12 protein-coding genes are annotated in these 18,309 nt (G+C 42.8%); 3 read left to right on the top strand and 9 right to left on the bottom strand.

What is annotated here, in order from left to right:
- Positions 1-268 precede the first annotated feature (268 nt).
- Positions 269-3,952 carry a pyruvate:ferredoxin (flavodoxin) oxidoreductase gene (gene nifJ / locus IGI73_RS07030; protein WP_438759168.1) on the bottom strand — a complete coding sequence of 1,228 codons (3,684 nt, stop codon included), beginning with the start codon at positions 3,950-3,952 and terminating at the stop codon, positions 269-271.
- Between the two features lie 227 nt (positions 3,953-4,179).
- Between nifJ and IGI73_RS07025 the strand changes: the two genes are divergently transcribed.
- Complete coding sequence (locus IGI73_RS07025; RefSeq protein WP_016610143.1) at positions 4,180-4,695, top strand: DsbA family protein; 516 nt, start codon at positions 4,180-4,182, stop codon at positions 4,693-4,695.
- Positions 4,696-4,782: 87 nt separating this feature from the next.
- Here IGI73_RS07025 and whiA read toward each other — a convergent pair whose 3' ends face one another.
- The 7 genes from whiA to uvrB all read right to left on the bottom strand — a co-directional run bounded on the left by whiA (position 4,783) and on the right by uvrB (position 14,836).
- Entirely contained in the window at positions 4,783-5,718 is a 936-nt protein-coding gene (whiA, locus tag IGI73_RS07020; RefSeq protein WP_005225954.1) for a DNA-binding protein WhiA, read from the bottom strand.
- 18 nt (positions 5,719-5,736) lie between these two features.
- Positions 5,737-6,738 carry a gluconeogenesis factor YvcK family protein gene (locus tag IGI73_RS07015; protein ID WP_010748165.1) on the bottom strand — a complete coding sequence of 334 codons (1,002 nt, stop codon included), beginning with the start codon at positions 6,736-6,738 and terminating at the stop codon, positions 5,737-5,739.
- Entirely contained in the window at positions 6,735-7,625 is an 891-nt protein-coding gene (rapZ, locus tag IGI73_RS07010) for an RNase adapter RapZ (RefSeq protein WP_005225952.1), read from the bottom strand. Before rapZ ends, IGI73_RS07015 begins: the two co-directional genes overlap by 4 nt.
- A gap of 113 nt (positions 7,626-7,738) precedes the next feature.
- On the bottom strand, positions 7,739-8,449 hold the full coding sequence (locus IGI73_RS07005) for an amino acid racemase (protein ID WP_005225951.1): 711 nt from the start codon (positions 8,447-8,449) through the stop codon (positions 7,739-7,741).
- A gap of 3 nt (positions 8,450-8,452) precedes the next feature.
- A complete protein-coding gene (locus IGI73_RS07000) occupies positions 8,453-9,706 on the bottom strand; it encodes a carboxylate--amine ligase (protein ID WP_016610145.1) in 1,254 nt (417 codons plus the stop codon).
- 308 nt (positions 9,707-10,014) lie between these two features.
- Positions 10,015-12,831: an excinuclease ABC subunit UvrA gene (uvrA, locus tag IGI73_RS06995; RefSeq protein WP_005225949.1), complete on the bottom strand. Its 2,817-nt coding sequence runs from the start codon at positions 12,829-12,831 to the stop codon at positions 10,015-10,017.
- 13 nt (positions 12,832-12,844) lie between these two features.
- Entirely contained in the window at positions 12,845-14,836 is a 1,992-nt protein-coding gene (gene uvrB, locus IGI73_RS06990; protein ID WP_438759167.1) for an excinuclease ABC subunit UvrB, read from the bottom strand.
- Positions 14,837-15,106: 270 nt separating this feature from the next.
- Between uvrB and IGI73_RS06985 the strand changes: the two genes are divergently transcribed.
- Both IGI73_RS06985 and IGI73_RS06980 read left to right on the top strand, forming a co-directional pair.
- Positions 15,107-17,260, top strand: a complete 2,154-nt coding sequence (locus IGI73_RS06985; protein ID WP_010748161.1) for an amino acid ABC transporter substrate-binding protein/permease — start codon at positions 15,107-15,109, stop codon at positions 17,258-17,260.
- A gap of 1 nt (position 17,261) precedes the next feature.
- Positions 17,262-17,999 (top strand): amino acid ABC transporter ATP-binding protein, encoded by a 738-nt coding sequence (locus tag IGI73_RS06980; protein WP_005225946.1) that lies wholly within the window; start codon positions 17,262-17,264, stop codon positions 17,997-17,999.
- Positions 18,000-18,047: 48 nt separating this feature from the next.
- Here the strand turns inward: IGI73_RS06980 and IGI73_RS06975 are convergent, their stop codons facing one another.
- The gene (locus IGI73_RS06975; protein WP_074934010.1) at positions 18,048-18,287 is read right to left on the bottom strand and encodes a hypothetical protein; all 240 of its coding nucleotides are present in this window, start codon (positions 18,285-18,287) and stop codon (positions 18,048-18,050) included.
- Between the last annotated feature and the right edge of the window lie 22 nt (positions 18,288-18,309).

The following is an 18,309-nucleotide window of genomic DNA, read 5'->3' as shown; positions in this document are numbered from 1 at the left end:
AAACAGCCTTCCTTTATTCTTAAGACTTCAGATAATAGTATAACATAGGACCTCTTCAAAGATTTGAAAAAAAACAAATTTATGAAAAAGTTTTGAAAAAATAAACAGCTCTTTTACTTAGTTTACCATTATCCTGAAATCATTGTTTGTCAAAGGTCTTAGAAGATTTCATCTAAACGAGCTTCTTGCACTCATTTCTTAGGAAAAACAACAAATGACCCTGAAAAACGGGTCAAACCGTTTTTCAGGGTCATTCCTCAGCGAGCGATTACTCTTGCTGACGGCGCTTTGCGCGCGCTGCACGCCGTGCTGCTCTTTCAGCGAGCTGTTCTTCGCTTAACGGCTGTTTTTCTCTTCGTACACGCTCCGTTTTTACTGCCGTTGGTTGTTCTGCATCAGTACTTACCTTTTTTTCAAGCTTTGCTCGTATTTTTTCTTCTTGACCTGCTAAGCGGGTATAGTTGTAGAAACGAGTTTTCGCATCTGAAACGGTTTTTTCAAACAATGCTTGCGCCGCATTCGGATTGGCAGACTGCAAGGATGCAAATCGAACTTGTGTCTGCATAAAGGCAGGCATTTGATCAAATGCTGGCTTTTTGAAGTCGAGTGTCATTGGCTGTTTCCCTTTTTCTGTCAACAGCGGGTTATAGCGGTAGAGACTCCAATACCCCGATGCAACTGCTTCTTGTGCTTCTTTCAAGGATTGACGCATTCCGCCTGCAAGACCGTGGGTGATACATGGCGTATAGGCAATGATGATTGATGGTCCTGGGAACCGCTCGGCTTCTTCAAAGGCTTTGATCGTTTGCATTTGATTTGCACCAGATGCGATTTGTGCGACATAGACATGTCCGTAGGTCATCGCCATCATTCCTAAATCTTTTTTGGAAACAAACTTGCCACTCGCAGCGAATTTAGCAATGGCCGAAGTCGGTGTCGCTTTAGAGACTTGCCCCCCTGTATTAGAATAGACTTCATTATCTAACACGAGAATATTGACGTCTGCACCAGAAGCGAGAACATGATCGATACCGCCAAACCCAATATCATATGCCCAGCCGTCACCGCCTATCATCCATTGGCTTGGCTTAACAAACAAATCTTTCTCCTGCAAGATTTTGTTCAGCTGAGGTGTTGTGGCAGCTTCAGCTTCTAAGGCGGCGATCAATTTTGCTGCTCGCTGTTGCGTCCCAGCACTTTCTTCTCGATGAAGGTCCCAATCATCAATCAAAGCCTGCAATTCTTCTGATACATTGGCTTTCAACGACTGCAGCTGGGCTGCTAATTTCTCCCGTCGGGTTTGGTTGGCTAAGAACATACCATAGCCATATTCGGCATTGTCTTCAAACAACGAGTTTGACCAAGCTGGCCCTTGTCCTAAGTGATTGGTTGTATAAGGGGAAACTGGTGAGGTTCCACCCCAAATCGAAGAGCAGCCGGTCGCATTGGCGATCATCATGCGATCACCAAACATTTGGGTCAATAGTTTCACATAGGGGGTTTCCCCACAGCCCGCACAAGCACCAGAGAACTCCAACAAAGGTTTATTGAATTGAGAGCCCAAAATAGTTCCTGGTTTTGCTGGATTTTCTTTTTGACGTAAAGTCATCGCAAAAGCCCAATTTAAAGCTTGTTCTTTTTGTTCTTCGTAAGGACGCATCGTCAAAGCTTTCCCTTTGGCGGGACATGCTTCCACACAAAGGCCGCAACCTGTACAATCTTCAACGGAAACTTGAATTCGATATTTTTGCCCATTCGCGCCTCGCATCTCTCTGACGATAAAGCCTTCAGGTGCTTCGGTTAATTCATCTTCATCTGCCAAAAACGGACGGATCGCCGCATGAGGACAGACAAAGGCACACTCATTGCACATGGTACAGCGATCTGATAGCCACTCGGGCACTTCAACAGCGATGCCCCGCTTCTCAACCGCTGTTGTCCCGACAGGGATCACCCCTTCAGTCATTTGATTTCGTACGAGGGTACCCACGCTTAGTTGGTTGCCTTCTTGACGGTTGATGGGTTCCACGATTTCCCGCACAAATTGTGTTGTAGCAGTGGATGTCCTCTTCGGCACTTCGATCGTTGCCCACTTGCTTGGAACAGGGATTTCTTGTAATAATTCGATGGTGCGATCGATGGCTGCTTGGTTCTTTTCAACGATCGCCATCGATTTGTGCCGATAACTTTTCAGCGCCTCTTCTTTTAAAATCGGCAAGATTTCCTCGGTCGAAATGATGTTTGCCAAGTAAAAGAAGGCTGTTTCCATCGCAGTATTGATCCGCCCACCTAAGCCGACTTCCATTGCCAACTGCATGGCATTGATGGTATAAAAGCGGATCTCGTTTTCAGCAAGATAACGTTTCATTTTCTTTGGTAGATTTTTTAAGATTTGCTCTTGTGACCAGGTCGTATTTAATAAAAAGGTTCCGCCTTTTTTGAGTCCTTTCAGCAAATCATACGTATGCAAATACGCAGGCGTATGACATGCAACGAAATCTGCGTGTTCGATCAGATAGGTAGAACGAATGGGGGTATCCCCAAATCGCAGATGGGAAACCGTTAGACCACCAGATTTTTTCGAATCATAATGGAAATAGCCTTGTACATATTTTTCGGTATGGTCACCGATGATTTTGATTGCTGACTTATTTGCCCCGACGGTCCCGTCAGAGCCGAATCCCCAGAATTTCGCTTGGAAGGTGGATGGATCAGTTAGATCTAGCGTGCCCTTTGATGGCAACGACAATTGCGTCACATCATCCGTGATCCCAATGGTGAAGCGTTTCTTTTGGCTCGCTTTTGGCTTGAGCAATTCGTCATAAACGGCAACGATTTGATCAGGCGTCACATCTTTTGACCCAAGACCATAGCGTCCACCTATGATCGTCGGCCGAATCGCTGCATCATACATGGCACTTTGCACATCCAAAAGCAAAGACTCGCCATTGGCACCAGGTTCTTTGCTGCGATCCAATACAGCGATACTTTTAACGGTAGCAGGCAGTTTTTCTAAGAAGACTTCTAGTGGGAATGGTCGATACAAATGGATCGACAAGACCCCCACCTTGCGGCCTGAAGCGCATAAATGATCCACCGTTTGCTGGATCGTTTGCGTCGAGGACCCCATCGAAACGATGACTTCTTCGGCGTCCGAAGCACCATAATAATCCACTAAATCATAGTTGGTTCCTCTTAAAGCATTGATTTTTTTCATGTAAAAACGAACGATCTCAGGCAATGTTTGATAATGCTGATTGATCGTTTCCCGCTGTTGAAAATGGATATCAGGATTTTGATTCGTTCCACTCGTCGTCGGGTGATTCGGGTTCATGGCTTTTTGTCGAAAGGCAGTCAATTTTTCATGATTGACCAACTGTGCCAATTCCTCATAATCTAAGACCTCTATTTTTTGAATCTCATGACTGGTTCGAAACCCATCAAAAAAATTTAAAAATGGGATATTGGCTTCGATAGCTGCTAAATGAGCGACTGGCGCTAAATCCATTACTTCTTGAACACTGCTTTCCGCTAACATAGCAAAGCCTGTTTGTCGGGTGGCCATTACATCGGTATGATCTCCAAAAATATTCAAAGCATTGGTGGTCACTGCTCGGCTGGCGACATGAAAGACGCCTGGCAGCATTTCCCCAGCAATCTTGTACATATTTGGTACCATTAATAAAAGTCCCTGGGATGCCGTATAGGTCGTCGTTAAGGCGCCCGTTTTTAATGAGCCGTGAACCACACCAGCCGCCCCTGCTTCAGATTGCATTTCAACCACTTTCACCGGCTGCCCAAAAAGATTATGCTTTCCTTGAGCAGACCACTGATCCACTAATTCAGCCATGGTTGAACTAGGGGTTATCGGATAGATCGCCGCAAGTTCCGTAAAGGCATAGGAAATATAGGCTGCTGCCGTATTGCCATCCATTGTTTTTCTTTTTCTCATCTATATAACTTCCTTTAATCATCATTTTGCACAATAAAACACAATTCATTATAGCTGAAAATCAAGGAATATAAAAGCACAGTCAGGGGATTTTTCATAATTTCGTGAAACGAAATACATAGTATTCAGCTCATTCTCCCCCTCTTTTCACAGACTTAAATCAAAAGACCTGAGGCTTTTCTTTCAGCAGAAACTTCGGTAAACTAAAAGAAAAAGGAGGAATCTTAATGGATATTTCAATCATCAAAGCACAAGAAACAAATGCGGTAACAGGGATACATATCGGAGATCCATCAGCTAAACCGATCGTCGAATTTATGAATTTGCGCTGCCCTTACTGTCGGCAATGGTTTGAGGAATCGTTACCGATCTTAGGTGAAGCTGTCGCAGCTGGGAAACTACGCCGTGTCATCAAACTATTCGACAAAGAAAAAGAATCATTGCAACGAGGCAATGTGATGCACCGATTTGTTTCCAGTACAGATCCTCAGGCAACGATCGCTGAGATCACAAAAATTTATCAAACACAAGACGAATGGGGTCATTTATCTTTACCTGAAGTGGCAGAATATGCGAAAAATACCTTAGGGCTATCTGAACAAGACCATCCTGCGATCGCAGGAGAAATTGTGGAAGAAGCGAAAAACGCCAACATTCAATTTGTGCCAACGATTATCTTAGATGGGCACATTTTTGATGAATCGATCTCTGCTGAGGAATTAACTGCATTGATCAATGAATAACCACTAACAAAAAACAGGAGCCGATTTGACACTAAAATCCATGTCAAATGCAAGCTCCTGCTTTTTTGATTTCATTCACTACTTAGATTAACTGACTTGTTCACGCAAATGATCCGCAAATTCATTGATTTTGCGAATGCGATGATTGATTCCTGATTTCGAGATCGCTCCTGATGGAATCATTTCTCCTAGCTCTTTCAAGCTGACCTCGGGATGTTCCAAACGTAATTCGGCGATTTCTTGCAGCTTTTCAGGTAAAGCTTGCAAGCCAACTCGATCTTGAATAAATTCGATATTGTCGATCTGCTTCGAAGCCGCGTCGATCGTTTTGTTCATATTGGCGGTTTCGCAATTCACCAAACGGTTGACTGAGTTACGCATATCACGCACAATCCGCACGTCCTCGAATTTCAGCATGGAATTGGTGGCACCGATCAGTGTCAAAAAATCAGCGATTTTCTCAGCGCCTTTCAAGTAAGAGATATACCCATTTCTGCGTTCTAATGCACGGGCATTCAATCCATATGCGTTTAGCATATCACAAATATCTTGGTTATGCTCCTCGTAGATGGAATAGATCTCTAAATGATAGCGGCTGGTTTCTGGATTGTTGATGGACCCAGATGCCATGAAAGCGCCTCGTAAATAGGAACGCATTTTTTGAGTATTGCCCATGATCTCATCAGAAACATGGCTTTGAAACATCAGCCCGTCCATGATATCTAAGTCCAAAAGCACGCGCTGTGTATCTTGCTTCAAACGAACGATGTAAACGTTGTTCTTTTTTAATTTCATTTTACGACGGACCAGCAATTCGCTGCGCACGTCGTAATGATCTTTTAGTAACGAATAGATGCGTCTGGCGATCGCCGCGTTTTCTGTTTGAACGTTTAAAACAAATTGTTGGTTGTTGATACTTAATGACCCATTCATCCGAATCAAAGCGGCCAATTCTGCCTTGGCATGTTCGCGATGAACTTCTAATGCGGTCAATTCTTTTTTTACTTCTGCTGCAAAGGACATAAAAAAATCCCTCCTTTCTTAGATTTTGGCCCCGTAAACGATACGTAGAAGTTCTTCAATCACTTTATCTCCGTCATGAAAAACTCCGCCATCTCTAAGCTCCAGAAAGTCAGCTGAAATGACACGGCTGGCTTCTTCTCGCAGTCCTTGGAAATCGTGTTTCACTTGTACAAGATATTCATCATAAATCTCTGGGTCCATATACCCTTCTGGAACTTTCTCGGTGTTGACTAACACCGTATCAATAAAGGGTTTGCCTAAATGCTTATGCAGGACCCGCACATGGTCGGCATCACTAAAGTGTTCAGTTTCACCTTTTTGGGTCATGATATTACAAATATAAACCGTTTCAGCTTGTGTTTCCAACATTGCTTGGCCGATCTCGCTAATCATGAGATTGGGCAAAATACTAGTAAAGAGACTACCAGGACCCAAGACGATCATATCTGCCTCCATAATTGAAGAAACAACTTTACGAGCTGCTTTCGGCTCATCATTATTTTCTTGATTACGAACAAAGACCCGATCGATCGTTTTGCGATCAACCGCGATCTTGGACTCTCCTACCGCTTCGGTGCCGTCTTTAAAAACAGCGTGCAACACCAATGGCAGATCTGACGAAGGATAAACTCGTCCATCGATATGCATGATTTTTGACAAAATTTGAATGGCTTCATAGGTACTGCTGCGCATTTCAGCAATCGCCGCAATAATCAAGTTCCCCAGGGCATGATTGGCTAAAAATTTGTCTTCGGCTTTAAAACGGTATTGAAAAATATCATTATACAGTTGCGGCATATCAGATAGAGCCGCCAAAACATTGCGCAGATCCCCTGGTGGCGAGATAGAGGAAACCAAATTGCGAATTTCGCCGCTGCTACCGCCATCATCAGCGACCGTAACGATCGCTGTGATGTCGACACCCTGATTCCGCAAGCTCTTCAGGATGACTGGTAACCCAGTTCCGCCACCTACCACAACGATCTTCGGCTTTCTGATTCGGTACGTTTTCATTTTCATGAACGATTCACCGTCTCTTTACGCTTATCTTTGTCGCGATGAGTAATATTGACGCGATAGTCTTCTGCCAAAACCGCACCGATGCGCTCAGATAATGCAACTGAACGGTGTTGGCCCCCAGTACAGCCGATAGCCACCGTCAAGCTGCTTTTGCCTTCCTTGACATAGCCTGGCATGATCGTTTGCAACAGTGTACTAAATTGCTGATAGAATTCTTCCGTTTCTGGAAAAGACATGACGTACTCATACACAGGTTCATCTTTACCCGTTAAAGGACGCAACTCTGGAATGTAATGGGGATTCGGTAAGAAACGAACATCCATCACAATATCAGCATCGATCGGCAAGCCATACTTGAAGCCAAACGAAAGTATTTCAATACGAAACCCTGTCTCATGAGAAGCACGAAATTCTTGATTGATTTTTTCTCTCAATTGCCGTGGGGTCAGCGTCGTTGTGTCGATAACAATACTGGCACGCGTCTTCAAATCGTTTAAGATCGCTCGCTCTTTGCGAATGCCTTCCGTAACTAAGCCATCCATCGCTAATGGATGTGCTCTTCTCGTTTCTTTGTATCTTGACACCAATTCATTGTCCGATGCATCTAAAAAGAGCATCCGTGTGTCGATAAAATTCGTGTTTTCAATATCGATCAGCATACTTTGGATTTCTTCAAAAAACGATCTTGAACGCAGATCGACAACTAAGGCAATTTTTGTCACTTTTCCTGATTCTTTGATCAGTTCCCAAAATTTAGGGATCAAGCTTGGGGGCATATTATCGATACAAAAGTACCCCATATCTTCAAAACTCTGGATCGCGACCGTTTTGCCGGCTCCGCTCATCCCAGTAATAATGACCAATTCTAAATGATCCACTTCAGTCATAGGTAAAACTCCTTTCTGAAACAACTCTATTATATCATGCCGGGCGTATCATTGGAACACTGGCATAAAAAAAGACGTTAGCTCAAAAAATGCCGCTAACGTCGCTATCAGCTTTAGATTGCTTGGCGATTTGCCAATGCTTTTTCGATCGTCCGATCAACTAAAATCGATTGGGCATCGACGACTGGATACGGATTATCAGTCACAAATTCATCCATCAAGGACAACTCGGTACATCCAAGCACTACGCTTTCACAGCCGATACGTTCGGTGACTTCTTCCAGTATCTCAAAGTAAAGTTCTTGATCCAAATGATCATTTTCTTTGATTCGATCATAGATCAATGTATTGACCTTTTTTTGGATCGTCGGCTCTGGAAGATAGACGTCAAGTCCGAACTTCCGCAATTCTTTTTCATAGATGCCAGCTTTGACACTGCCTTCTGTCCCAAGAAAGGCCACTTTTCCAGTGACGCCTTTTTCAAAAACGACTTTCGCAGCCTCACGAGGCATATGCAAAATCTCGATCTCAGTGGCAGCTTGCAGCTCATCAAAAAAATAATGGGCAGTGTTACAAGTCAACACAATAAAATTTGGCTTTAACAAATTTTGTTTTTCGATGTCGTCCATTAAATATGGAACAGGGTTTTCTAACGTGTTGTCTAAAATATATGCCGTCCGATCTGGGACTGTCGCATGATTGAATAAAACATAGTTCAAGTAATCTTGGTCTTTATGGGTCTGTGTCCGTCGGTTTAAAATGCGGACAAAACTTTCCGTCGCTAACGTTCCCATGCCGCCTAAAATACTAAAAAAATTCTCCATCTTCTAGCCTTCTTTCGTATGGAAATACGTTTTGAATCGTTTGTTGTACAGATGGAACATTCTCTTTAATAGAATCCAACGCTTTAGAGATAAGTCTTCTTTGTAAAAGACAGTCGTTCCCCAGCGATTCTCTGCTAATAATTTTTTTGCGCGTTCTTTCGCAGGATTTTCTTTTGCATAAGTCAAGAAAATGTTTTTTGGTACCCCTAGCCATAATTTCGCTTCAGGTGCGTCAGCTTTGCCATAAACCGTTTCTGTGTATGGTTTTTCGAAGACTAAATCCTCTGTGATGAACTTCGCCAGATTCAATCCGCTTAAGGTAATAAAGAAACTGCTTCTTCCTTGACGCAAGTTGATTTCAAATAATTTATATTGACCGTCTCGCGCATCATATTTCAAATCAAAATTGGCAAATCCAACATATTCAATCTCTTTTAAAAACTTACGGATCATTTGATAGATTTGATCATTTTCATCTGGAATGATCACGACATAATTCCCAACAGCTCCAGGCGTTGGATCCTCTAACAAAGGATGACCTAAGCCCATCACGCGAACTTCGTGATTCTCATCAACATAGGCATTTAAGACCCGCATGTTGCTGTCATCGCCAGGAATAAAATCTTGGACGATCATTTCATATTGATAACCCGCTTGATAAATGCGAGAAACGATTTCTTCAAATTCTGTTCGATTGTCAATAATGAAGGCTTTTTTGCGCCCTTCAAAATCAACTGACAGCCACGCGACACTATTTGCTGGTTTCAAAGCCACAGGAAAATCAAAAGGCAGCTCTCCTTTGAACGTTCCTTCCGTCAACAGTTCAGGTGTTAAAATGAAGGTCTTAGGATAAGGCAAGCCATATTCCTCGCAAACTTCGTAAAAACTGACTTTATTGATCAACCGTTTTAATAAGGAATAGTCATTGGCAATAAAGGTATAATAAGGCTTCAATTCTTCTTTATGCTTCGCTAACAGTTCTGCATAGCCATCGCCGCAGGGAATCAATAAATATTTCATGGCAGGATCGTTGTAAGTATTTTTACCTAACTTGATCAACGTCTCAGTGAATCCTGGATCATGGTCAAAACCTTCCACTTGATTGATTGTAACAATTTTACTAAAGCGGGTTGGCGCAAGTTCCGCACCAGCATAAGCAACTGATTGAATGCCATATGCTTCGTGGAATGCTCTGGCCATACCATAAACATTCATATCGCTTCCTAATAATATGGGAAGAAAATTTTCCTGACTCATCAAAAATCACTCTCTCTTTTGAATACGAAAAACGACCTCTCTCGTTTCGTTTAATTACAATAGAATTATAATACCACAAAGAAAAAAGCAATCAAAGTATCTATCTTTGATTGCTTTCTCCCACTTTGAACGGATAGAACTTATAGGCAGTTTATTCAATGCGAATATACGTATACCTATTGCTATTCTATCAAATAAAATTTTGATTTCAAGCCCTTATCATGAAATTTGCAGATATTTCACGCTTCCTTAAACTTTAGCGAAACCTATTGACAGACAAGTAAAAAAGTGAGTGCTCTTTTCCTTGCTTAAAGGACTTTTTTCAAATAATGACCGGTGTAGCTTTCAGAAACCGCAGCAATTTCTTCTGGTGTACCAGTTGCAATGATCGTTCCACCGCCTTCGCCACCTTCTGGACCTAGATCAATCACATGGTCCGCTGATTTGATGACATCCAAGTTGTGTTCGATCACTAAAACGGTATTGCCAGCGTCGACAAATCGTTCCAAAACTTTCAACAAACGGGCAATATCATCCGTATGCAGACCAGTCGTTGGTTCATCTAAGATATAAAAACTCTTGCCATTGGAATTTTTGTGCAGTTCACTGGCAAGCTTCATCCGTTGCGCTTCCCCACCAGACAAAGTAGTCGCTGGTTGTCCCATCGTGACATAACCTAGACCGACATCGACGATCGTTTGCAATTTTCGATGGATTTTAGGAATATGTTGGAAAAATTCCACTGCATCTTCCACGGTCATATCTAAGATTTCCGAAATATTTTTTCCTTTGTAATGAACTTCTAACGTTTCTGAGTTATAACGTTTGCCATGACAAACCTCACAAGGTACGTAGACATCAGGTAAGAAGTGCATCTCGATCTTGATGATTCCGTCCCCTTTACATGCTTCACAACGTCCACCTTTTACATTAAAACTAAAGCGGCCTTTTTTATAACCACGGACTTTCGCCTCATTGGTTTTAGCAAATAAATCGCGAATGTCATCAAAGACACTGGTATACGTTGCTGGATTGCTTCGAGGCGTCCGACCGATAGGGCTTTGATCGATATCGATCAATTTCTCAATCGCTTCATAACCAGTAATGGTTTTAAAGCGACCAGGCTTGTTCGAATTCCGATTGATTTTTTGCGCCAAGGCTTTTTTCAAAATTTCGTTGACTAATGTCGATTTACCAGAGCCAGAGACCCCAGTAACGGCGACGAACTTTCCTAATGGAAAATCGACCGAAATGTTTTTCAAGTTATTCTCAGAAGCACCGGTCACACGAATCTTTTCACCATTGCCTTTGCGGCGTTCCGTTGGTGTCGGGATTTGTCGTTTTCCTGATAAGTACTGACCTGTTAAGGAAGACGCATTGGCTGCGACTTCATCAGGAGTGCCTGCAGCGACGATCTCACCACCTGCGTGTCCTGCACCTGGACCGACATCGATCAAGTAGTCCGCTGCCCGCATCGTGTCTTCGTCATGCTCAACGACGATCAGGGTATTCCCAAGATCACGCATTTTCCGCAATGAATCTAGTAAGCGATCGTTATCCCGTTGGTGAAGACCGATCGATGGCTCATCAAGAATGTAGAGCACCCCAGACAAATTGGAGCCGATTTGTGTTGCCAAACGAATCCGTTGCGCTTCCCCACCAGAGAGTGTGCCTGATGCACGACTCAAGGTCAAATAGTCCAATCCGACATTTTTCAAGAAGCTTAAACGATCATCGACTTCTTTCACGATCGGACGTGCGATCATTTGCTCTTGTTCCGATAGTTTCAATTCTTCGACAAAGTTCAACGCATTGTTGATTGCCATCTCGCTCATTTCACCAATGTGTTTTCCGTTGACTTGCACGCACAGCGCTTGAGGGTTCAAACGATAGCCATGACAAGTTTTACAAGTCAATTCCGTCATATACAAACGCATTTGATCACGGGTGAAATCAGAGTTGGTTTCATGATAACGGCGCTTAATATTTGGTAAGATTCCTTCAAAAGCTACCTCAACATCACGCACGCCACCGAAATCATTCTCATAATGGAAATGGAAAATTTCGCCATTCGAACCATTCAAAATAATGTCTTTGTGTTCTTCTGGTAGCTCTTCAAAGGGTGTGTCCATATCGATATTGAACTCTTGACAGGCTTGTTCCAGCATTTGCGGATAGTACTGTGAACTGATTGGGTTCCAAGGTAATAGTGCGCCTTCACGCAACGTTTTGCTTTGATCGGGAATCACTAGGTCGACATCGACTTCTAGCTTCACACCAAGACCATCACAGTCTGGACAAGCACCAAAAGGCGCATTGAATGAAAAGAGCCGTGGCTCTAATTCACCAACTGTAAAGCCACAATACGGGCAAGAATAATGTTCACTGAAAAGCATCTCTTCTTGACCAATCACATCGACTACCGCATAGCCATCAGCTAAACGTAATGCCGCTTCAAAGGAATCAAACAGACGAGAACGGATGCCTTCCTTTACAACGATTCGGTCAATGATGATGGCAATATCATGCTTTTTATTTTTTTCTAATTCAGGCGCTTCGGAGACATCATAGACTTCGCCATCCACCCGCATCCGAACATAACCTTCTCTTTGGATACGTTCGAAGACTTTTTTGTGCTGCCCTTTCTTTTGATAAACGATAGGTGCCAACAATTGGATCTTGGTGCGTTCTGGTAATGCCAAAACTTCATCCACCATCTGCTCAACCGACTGACTAGTAATCTCAATATGATCATTGGGACAGATTGGGTGACCGATTCTGGCGTAAAGAAGCCGCAGATAATCATTGATTTCAGTAACCGTCCCCACTGTTGATCGCGGGTTCTTGCTGGTGGTTTTTTGATCGATAGAAATCGCTGGACTAAGTCCATCAATGCTATCTACGTCGGGTTTATCCATTTGCCCTAAAAACTGACGGGCATACGCCGATAGACTTTCGACATATCGGCGCTGTCCTTCAGCATACAACGTATCAAATGCTAAGGAGCTTTTCCCTGAACCCGAAAGACCAGTTACAACAACGAGCTGGTCTCTTGGAATCGTCACATCGATATTTTTTAAATTATGGGCCCGTGCCCCATGGATCACGATTTTATCATTTGCCATATTGTTTCTCCTTCTAATCAGCAGCTTTTAGCTCAAGAATAGTATCTCTCAAGGTAGCAGCCGTTTCAAAATCCAGTGCTTTCGCAGCATCTTTCATTTCTTTTTCTAATTTCAACAACAAGGTTGCTTTTTCTTCACGACTCAGCTCTTCATAAGAAGTCGTGGTGTATTCGCCAGTTTCTTCCGCCACTTTCGTGATTGCGATCAGATCGCGAATCTCTTTGATGATGGTTTTCGGTACGATTCCATGTTCTTCGTTATAGGCTTCTTGAATACTTCGGCGTCGCGCTGTTTCGTCGATCGCTCGCTGCATCGAATCGGTCATTTTATCGGCGTACATGATTACTTTTCCTTCTGAGTTACGAGCTGCTCGTCCGATGGTTTGGACTAATGAACGCTCGCTGCGCAGGAAGCCTTCCTTATCGGCATCAAGGATCGCCACCAGGGAAACTTCTGGGACGTCTAACCCTTCTCGCAATAAGTTGATTCCGACCAGTACATCAAATTCACCGAGACGCAGGTCGCGAATGATCTCTGTTCGTTCCAATGTTTTGATGTCACTGTGCAGGTATTTGACTTTGATCCCTAATTCTTTGAAGTAATCCGTCAAATCTTCAGACATTTTTTTCGTCAAGGTCGTGACAAAGACCCGTTCATTTTGCTCGACTCGCTCATTGATTTCTCCTACGAGGTCGTCAATTTGACCCATAATCGGTCGTACTTCGATCACCGGATCTAACAGACCAGTCGGACGAATGATTTGTTGAATGACGGTATCGGTTTGATCGTATTCATATGGTCCAGGTGTTGCTGAAACATAGACGATTTGATTGACATGCTTCTCAAATTCTTCCAAGCGTAACGGACGGTTATCCAGTGCAGAAGGCAAACGGAAGCCATAATCCACTAACATTTGTTTTCTAGCACGGTCACCATTATACATCCCACGAACTTGCGGCATGGTCACGTGGGATTCATCAATAACGATCAGAAAGTCATCAGGAAAGAAATCTAATAACGTATAAGGCGGTTCGCCTTCTTTTCGTCCATCCATGTGGCGAGAGTAGTTTTCGATTCCTGAGGTATACCCCATTTCTCGCATCATTTCAATATCATAGTTGGTTCGCTGCTCTAAACGCTGTGCTTCCAACAGCTTATTTTCTGCTCGCAAAACTTTCAGTCGTTCATCGAGTTCACTTTGGATCGAAGCGATCGCATGTTCCATATGGTCTTCATTGGTCACAAAGTGAGTTGCCGGAAAGATCGACACATGTTCGGTGTCACTCATGATCTCGCCCGTCAAGGCATCGACTTCACGAATCCGATCGATTTCATCGCCAAAAAACTCGATGCGTAACGCTCGCTCATCACGAGAAGCTGGGAAAATCTCCACAACATCGCCACGTACGCGAAAACGTCCCCGTTGAAAATCGATGTCGTTTCGTTCAAATTGGATCTCGATCAATTCTTTTAATAGTTGATCGCGAGACTTTTCCATTCCTACTCGTAAAGAAACAACCTGTCTGGCATACTCGATCGGCGAACCTAAACCGAAAATACAAGAGACAGAAGCTACAACGATCACATCGTTTCTCTCTAATAAAGAACTTGTGGCCGAGTGACGCAGCTTATCGATTTCATCGTTGACACTGGAGTCTTTCTCGATGTATGTATCACTGGAAGGAACATACGCTTCTGGTTGATAGTAATCATAGTAACTGACAAAGTACTCGACCGCATTATTTGGGAAAAAGTCCTTGAACTCGCCATATAATTGTCCAGCCAGTGTTTTATTATGGGCAATGATCAATGTCGGTTTATTGACTTCCTTGATTAGATTAGAAATCGTATAAGTCTTACCGGTCCCAGTGGCTCCCAACAAAATCTGTGCTTTTTTTCCACCGACCACCCCGTCAACCAATTGATGGATCGCTTCTGGTTGATCCCCAGCTGGTTGATATTTTGATACTAAGTCAAATTCATGGGAAGTTGTTCTTTCGATCATCTTCATTCCCCCTCGATTATTCTAAACGACAACAAAAAAAGAAAAACTCGCTGCCGCTTTTCCATAAATAAGTATATCATAGCGAACATACTTTCGCCATCATTTGCTATGAAAGTTTCATGCGATTAAGCATAACTTAACATGTTTGATTTTCTAACATCTGATGTGAGGTTTAAGCAATTTTGTCATATTTTTAAAGAGAAAGACTTGTGTGTTGAAGAAAAAATCCATATAATCTATAAATACGTTATATCTAAAGGGGGAATTTTCTTGAAAAGAAAACACATGTCCTTCGCTTTAATCGCGCTGATTATCAGCATTTTTACGCTATCAGTAAAGTCAGCAAGTGCGGAGGAAACTACGTATAAGATAGGAACAGATTTAACATTTGCTCCTTTCGAATTCCAAAATGAAAATAATGAATACGTTGGGATCGATATAGATTTATTAAACGCGATCGCTGAAGATCAAGGATTTGCAGTTGATTTACGTCCTTTAGGTTTTGACGCCTCCATTCAAGGCGTGCAATCAAATCAGTTAGATGGCATGATTGCTGGGATGAGCATCACTGATGAACGTAAAGAAACGTTTGATTTCTCAGATCCTTATTTTGATAGTGGGATTCAAATGGCGGTAGCTGCTGACAATGACAGCATTACTAGCTACGAAGATCTTGAGGGCGAAACGGTCGGTGCAAAGGTTGGTACCGAAAGTGCCCGCTTTTTAGAAGAAAATAAAGACCAATATGGCTACGACATCAAACTTTATGATGACGCTACTGGGTTGTATGGCGCTGTACGCAATGGTACTGTGGCAGCCGCTTTTGATGATTATCCAGTGCTTGGCTATGCCATCAACAACGGCGAACCGATGAAACTTGTCGGCGAACCTGAAAAAGGTGCTTCTTACGGATTCGCTGTCAGAAAAGGCCAAAATCAAGAACTACTTGAAAAATTCAATGCTGGTTTAGCCAACATGAAAGCTTCTGGCAAATACGACGAAATCGTCAATACTTACATCACAACGTCTGATTCAGATGCAGACACCAGTGAAATGGTGAAAGTCGAACCAAAGAAAGATGTTTACCGAATTGCCAGTGACTCCGCCTTCGCTCCATTTGAATTCCAAAATGAAGACAATGAGTATGTAGGGATCGATGTTGATTTAATGAATCGGGCGGCAGAATTGCAAGGGTTCAACATTGAATTCAATTTCATCGGTTTTTCAGGAGCTTTGCAAGCCTTGGATGGTAACCAAGCAGATGGGATGATCGCTGGGATGACGATCACTGATGAGCGTCGCCAATCCTACGACTTCTCAGACTCTTACTTTGAAAGCGGCATTCAGATCGCTGTAAAAGAAGGCAATGATTCCATCAATTCCTATGAAGATCTAGATGGAAAAACCGTTGGTGCGAAAGTGGGGACAGAAAGTGCAGACTTCTTGATCGCCAACGAAGAAAAATATGGCTATTCGATCAAATATTATGATGCAGCCGATCAATTATATGCAGCTGTTAACGGCGGACAAATCGATGCCATGATGGATGATTATCCAGTGATCGGTTATGCCATCAGCCAAGGTCAAAAACTAGTGACACCGATTGAAAAAGAATCTGGCGGTCAGTACGGTTTTGCGGTGAAAAAAGGCCAAAATCCTGAACTGATCCAAATGTTCAATGAAGCATTGAAAGAAATGAAACGGACTGGCGAGTACGATCAAATCATCAATAAATACATTGAAGATGGCTCTGCCACAGAAAAACGAGTGGATGAATCAACGATCACTGGTTTGATCAGCAACAACTATAACGTCTTATTAAAAGGTTTATGGAATACCCTTTTACTAGCGTTGATTTCTTTTGCCTTAGCATTAGTGATCGGCATCATTTTTGGACTATTTAGTGTTGCTCCAATCAAAGCATTGCGGGTTTTTGCAGGGATCTATGTTGATATCATTCGTGGTATTCCTATGATGGTATTGGCTTTCTTCATCTTCTTCGGACTTTCCGATGCCATTGGTATCACGATTCCCGACTTTGCAGCCGGGGTCATTACATTGACTTTAAATGCCAGTGCCTATATCGCTGAGATCGTCCGTGGCGGGATCAATGCGGTGCCAAAAGGTCAGATGGAAGCCTCTCGTAGTTTGGGGATGACCTACACTCGGACAATGCAGAAAATCATTTTACCGCAAGCGATCAAAATCATGATTCCATCTTTCGTTAACCAATTCGTTATCTCGTTGAAAGATACAACGATCATCTCGGTTATCGGAGTCGTAGAATTATTGCAAACTGGGAAAATCATCGTTGCTCGGACTACGCAAAGTACCTATGTTTACTTGATCATCGCGATTATTTACTTAGTCGTGATCACAGCTTTAACGAAACTTGCAAAAGTTTTAGAAAAGAAGGTGAAATAGCATGAAAGAAAAAATCTTAGTTGAAAATCTTGTAAAAAAATACGGCGATAATACCGTATTGAACAATATCAATGTTTCAATCGCTGAAGGAGAAGTCGTTTGTGTGATCGGTCCTTCAGGATCCGGGAAATCGACGTTCTTACGCTGTTTGAACCGCTTAGAAGAACCAACCAGCGGCGATATTATCGTTGACGGCGCACATCTGATGGATAAAAACACCAATATCAATGCTGTTCGTCAACATATCGGCATGGTGTTTCAGCATTTCAATCTCTTCCCTCACTTGTCGGTTTTAGAAAATATCATTTTAGCACCGATGGATCTAAAAAATGCTTCTCGGCAAGAAGCGGAAAAGAACGCAATTCGTTTATTAGAAACGGTCGGTTTGGCAGATAAAAAAGACATGTACCCTGACAATCTGTCTGGAGGACAAAAACAACGGGTGGCGATCGCTAGAGCTTTAGCAATGAATCCCGATGTGATGTTGTTCGATGAACCAACCTCCGCACTCGATCCAGAAATGGTTGGCGATGTACTAAATGTTATGAAGGATTTGGCAAAACAAGGAATGACCATGGTGATCGTTACTCACGAGATGGGGTTTGCCAAAGAAGTAGCAAACCGTGTGATGTTTATTGACGGCGGGAACTTCTTGGAAGACGGTACACCTGAGCAAATCTTTACCAATCCTAAGCATGAGCGTACCAAAGACTTCTTAGACAAAGTATTGAATATTTAAAAAAGCCTCTGCAACAGTCCGACGAAGGAACTGTTGCAGAGGTTTTCTTTATTGTTTGTTCCGTTTCGTTTCATCTGCGATCCGCTTTTGATTTTCCCCCAAAAACACTTTTGTATCGATGGGGTTTGCTTTGTTCGCCCCGCCGATGCCAGTATCAACCATTTTCCCCCAGCCCTTCAACGGCTCTTTCCCCGCTGCACGAAGCTTGGCATTTTTTAACCGTAATGCCTGTTTTTTTGCTTCTTTTTTCGCTTGATGTTTTGCTTGCCAGTCCCTTAAGATCTTCATTCCCTCTTCCTCTCTTTTCTAT

This window comes from Enterococcus sp. DIV0755f, from assembly GCF_051713725.1.
GTDB lineage: Bacteria > Bacillota > Bacilli > Lactobacillales > Enterococcaceae > Enterococcus_D > Enterococcus_D casseliflavus.
This window is presented reverse-complemented; position numbering and strand designations above follow the sequence as displayed.